Raw genomic sequence first — 4,085 nt, 5'->3', positions numbered from 1 at the left:
TTCTGTTTTCAAGGTACTGAGCATGGTTATACGTACCACGGATGGTATTCTTATCAACATGAGCGAGTTGAAGCTCAATCCATGCAGTATTGAATCCCTTCTCATGCAAGATAGTACTCATTGTGTGCCTAAAACCATGTCCAGTCGCTTTTCCATGATAACCAATACGTTTAAGGACCTGATTAACACTCGCTTCGCTCATTGGCTTGGTAATGTCATTTCTACCGGGGAATACCAACTTATAGCGTCCTGTAATAGCTTGAACTTCACGTAATGCCGTGATGACTTGAGTCGATAATGGAACTAGATGTGGGCGGCGCATTTTCATTCTTTCTTTGGGGATCTCCCAAATACAGCGTTCGAAATCAAACTCACCCCATTCTGCTAAACGTAGCTCAATAGTTCTCACACCTGTTAACATCAGGATTTTAGTTGCTAGCCGAGTAATTGGGCTACCTGAATAATGATTTAATGCATTAAGAAATTCAGGTAATTCGTTAGCAAGCAAATGTGGATAGTGTTGTGCTTTAGGAGGTGTTAATGCGCTAGCAAGTTCAGAGGCAGGGTTGTATTCCGCTTTGCCCGTTACAATCGCATATCTGAAGACTTGGTTGCATGCTTGACGGATCTTACGTAACTTGTCTAGCACTCCCCTTTTTTCTAGTTTACGCAACGTACTGAGTACTTCTAGTGGCTTAATTTCAGCAATTGGCCTTTTACCTAGATCAGGAAAAATGTCATTTTCAAATGACTCCATCAGATCTTCTGCATAACCTTTAGACCAGTTTGGCTTTTTATATTCGTGCCACTCAAGGGTTACTGCTTGAAATGTATTATTAACCGCCGATTTGCGTTCTATCTTTTCAAGCTTTTTCTGTTCTGAAGGATCAATGTTGTTAGCTATTTGACGTTTTGCTTCATCTCTACGCTGTCTTGCATCCGCTAAAGAAATTTCAGGGTAGACACCAAGTGCTAATGTTTTTTGTTTTCCGTCGAATCGATATTGTAACCGCCAGTATTTAGAACCATTAGAATGCACGTAAAGGTGCATCCCTTCACCGTCAGTGAGTTTGTATCCTTTATCGGCAGGCTTTGCCGTTCTTACCTTCACATCTGTTAGCGCCATATAGGAACTCCCATGAGTTTGTGTTGGTATAAAAATTCATTGAACCTGTATGTACCAACGCATATACCAACAAATATTACTTGATGTGGGTTGATATAGGTAGACATCAGTTGAACGCAGAAGGGTTAAAATCAGCTAATTCACTGAATTTCAGGCATAAAAAAAGACATCGGTTGATGTCCATTGACTTCGAAATGGTACGCCCTACAGGATTCGAACCTGTGACCTACGGCTTAGAAGGCCGTTGCTCTATCCAACTGAGCTAAGGGCGCATTATGTGCGCAGACAGCCTATCTGGCTGATGGCGTTGAATTATACGGTTGCTGAGCGCCGAGTCAATGGGTTTTCACTACTAAAATAACGATATGGTTACTTTATATAACAGATAGACCTGACATTACGAACAAGTTCTGACAAAATAGAGCCATCCCCCGCGTCTCATATATGGATTAAGTTACAGATGTTAGCAAAAATTATTGATGGGAAAACGATTGCGCAAGCAATTAGACAGGAAGTTGCTCAAAAAGTACAAACTCGTATTGCCAATGGTAAACGAGCACCGGGTCTTGCCGTGATTCTAGTAGGCGCTAACCCTGCGTCTCAAATTTACGTTGGCAGCAAACGACGTGCCTGCGAAGAAGTTGGCTTTCTATCTCGCTCTTATGATTTACCAGACACGACCACTGAAGCCGAGCTTCTCAAACTTATCGATGACTTAAACCAAGACACTGACATTGATGGTATTTTAGTTCAATTACCACTCCCAGCGGGTATTGATAACGTTAAAGTGATTGAGCGAATTCACCCTGACAAAGACGTAGACGGCTTCCATCCATATAACGTAGGTCGTTTATGTCAACGAGCGCCTCGCTTACGCCCATGCACACCAAGAGGGATTGTGACCCTACTTGAGCGTTATGATATTAATACTTACGGTTTAAATGCCGTTATCATTGGCGCATCAAATATTGTTGGTCGTCCAATGAGCCTTGAATTATTATTAGCAGGCTGTACCACCACCGTTACCCACCGCTTCACTAAAGATCTCGAACAGCATGTCCGCAATGCAGATTTGCTCGTTGTCGCCGTCGGTAAACCTAATTTTATTCCGGGTGAGTGGATCAAATCAGGCGCTATTGTTATTGATGTGGGTATTAACCGCTTAGAAAATGGCAAGGTGACCGGTGATGTTGATTTTGATGAGGCGTCAAAACGCGCTGCATGGATCACTCCAGTACCGGGCGGTGTTGGACCTATGACCGTGGCAACTCTGATCCAAAACACGTTACAGGCGTGCGAAGAGTACCACGATATTTAATGTAATTTGGAGTCACAATGGATATTTTTCATCTTGATGGTCATCCCCACATTGAGCTATGCGACCTATTAAAAATTGAAGGTTGGGCTGAAAGTGGCGCAATGGCAAAAGCAATGATTGCTGATGGCTTAGTGCAAGTTGATGGCGTTGTTGAAACGCGTAAACGCTGCAAAATTGTCGCAGGAAAAATTGTTTCCATGGGAAGCGAACAAATCACAATTCAAGAGTAGTTTCCACTACATCCTTGATAAAGGTAAGCTGAGCCCCACTCAGCTTACCTTTTGTTACTCAATCAATAAGCCCACTTACCGATTGTTTTTGTTGGGGATAATGGCACATTTGTGAATTCTTGTAATTGCCGATATTGCGCTTCATTCTGGACCATATTCGGATTTCCTGTTTCCCGTAACGCTAATACGATATTTTCCATCGATAGTTTATTTCCTGCCTTTCTCCACTGCATGCATGCCGCTAATACCCCTGTTCGGCCAATGCCCGCTTTACAATGAATAACGGGAAGCGGTTTATTTTCTCCTTCTATTTCTACTCCTTGATTTTTATAGAGTTCAAATAAGCGACCTTTATTGATGATTCTAATGAGCTGGTTTAATTTAACTAACTCCTCCGTTGTCACCGTTCCCCCATCATCCCAATTAGTCACATGGAGCACAGGGATTGAATGCTTTTTATAGCCATTAAAAATATCCATTTTATATTGGCTAAACTCCAATGATTTTTCTCCTACATTGATTTGTTTAGGTACTACTTTATAGTCTTTTTTTTCTCGCCTAGTGGTAACTTCAATGGCGCCATATTTTTGATTACTCATAAAGTAAGGTGGCAGCTTATCTTTTTGAAAAACAGAACCGTGGATCTCATTTTTTGATGCTAAAACAACTAATATCGGCGTCTTGTTTGCCATAAGCATAGATAAATGGTTTTCAATGGCTTGAGCATTATCTTGGGGGTACTGGCAGCGAATGGCTAAATTTTCACTCCCCACTTGTAGCCGATTAGCAGAAAGGCTCACAATAGATTTATCAGCGCTCCGTATTGATATTTGCGTGTGTTTCGCACTCCCAATATTCGGATACCGTTGTCCTCTATCTTGAGTGTCATATTCAATGTTTTTTTCATTTATCGATAACTGTGTTTTTTCTTTCAATTTATCAAATTCAGACTGTTTGGGAACAAGAGATATATTCAGTTTTAATTTAGGGCGCTTATTCAATGAGACTTTAGGATTTACCACAACCGAGCTAGTTTGTGGCGTGTTTTTGACTGCATTAAGCTCAGTCAAAACTGGGTGATTGACTGCTACGGAAGTCGATGGAGTCGCAACTGCTTGTATCATTGCAGGGCGAGTTGACGTTATCGGGAACATAATTATCCTTACTATGTCATTAAAAGAATACAACTCGATTCATTGAACAGTATTCATTCCTTCTCCTTACCTCGCTTGCACATTTAGCGGTTGAATTCATGAAAAAAACCCACCAAAAACAGATCATTTTTAGTGGGTTTTATTCTTATTTGTTAGCCTGATTAACCTGAATTCTCTAAATTATTCGAATTGTAGCAAGGCGCCAATCCCTAGGAGCATACATAAGTATGCGACCCGAGTAGCCGAGTGACGGCAAC

Annotated in this window: 4 protein-coding genes and 1 tRNA gene; 2 read left to right on the top strand and 3 right to left on the bottom strand. The window is 41.3% G+C overall.

What is annotated here, in order from left to right:
* Both PSF16_RS07760 and PSF16_RS07755 read right to left on the bottom strand, forming a co-directional pair.
* The coding region (locus tag PSF16_RS07760; protein WP_272689073.1) for a tyrosine-type recombinase/integrase at positions 1–1,126 on the bottom strand (1,126 nt) is incomplete at its 3' end.
* 195 nt (positions 1,127–1,321) lie between these two features.
* Positions 1,322–1,398 (bottom strand) — tRNA-Arg (locus tag PSF16_RS07755).
* Between the two features lie 188 nt (positions 1,399–1,586).
* Here PSF16_RS07755 and folD point away from each other — a divergent pair.
* Both folD and ybcJ read left to right on the top strand, forming a co-directional pair.
* The gene (gene folD, locus PSF16_RS07750) at positions 1,587–2,444 is read left to right on the top strand and encodes a bifunctional methylenetetrahydrofolate dehydrogenase/methenyltetrahydrofolate cyclohydrolase FolD (protein WP_272689072.1); all 858 of its coding nucleotides are present in this window, start codon (positions 1,587–1,589) and stop codon (positions 2,442–2,444) included.
* Between the two features lie 17 nt (positions 2,445–2,461).
* Complete coding sequence (gene ybcJ / locus PSF16_RS07745) at positions 2,462–2,674, top strand: ribosome-associated protein YbcJ (protein WP_006661098.1); 213 nt, start codon at positions 2,462–2,464, stop codon at positions 2,672–2,674.
* 62 nt (positions 2,675–2,736) lie between these two features.
* Here the strand turns inward: ybcJ and PSF16_RS07740 are convergent, their stop codons facing one another.
* Positions 2,737–3,828, bottom strand: a complete 1,092-nt coding sequence (locus PSF16_RS07740; RefSeq protein ID WP_272689071.1) for a protein-tyrosine phosphatase family protein — start codon at positions 3,826–3,828, stop codon at positions 2,737–2,739.
* Positions 3,829–4,085: the final 257 nt, after the last annotated feature.

Source organism: Providencia sp. PROV033, assembly GCF_028484855.1.
Lineage (GTDB): Bacteria > Pseudomonadota > Gammaproteobacteria > Enterobacterales > Enterobacteriaceae > Providencia > Providencia alcalifaciens.
This window is presented reverse-complemented; position numbering and strand designations above follow the sequence as displayed.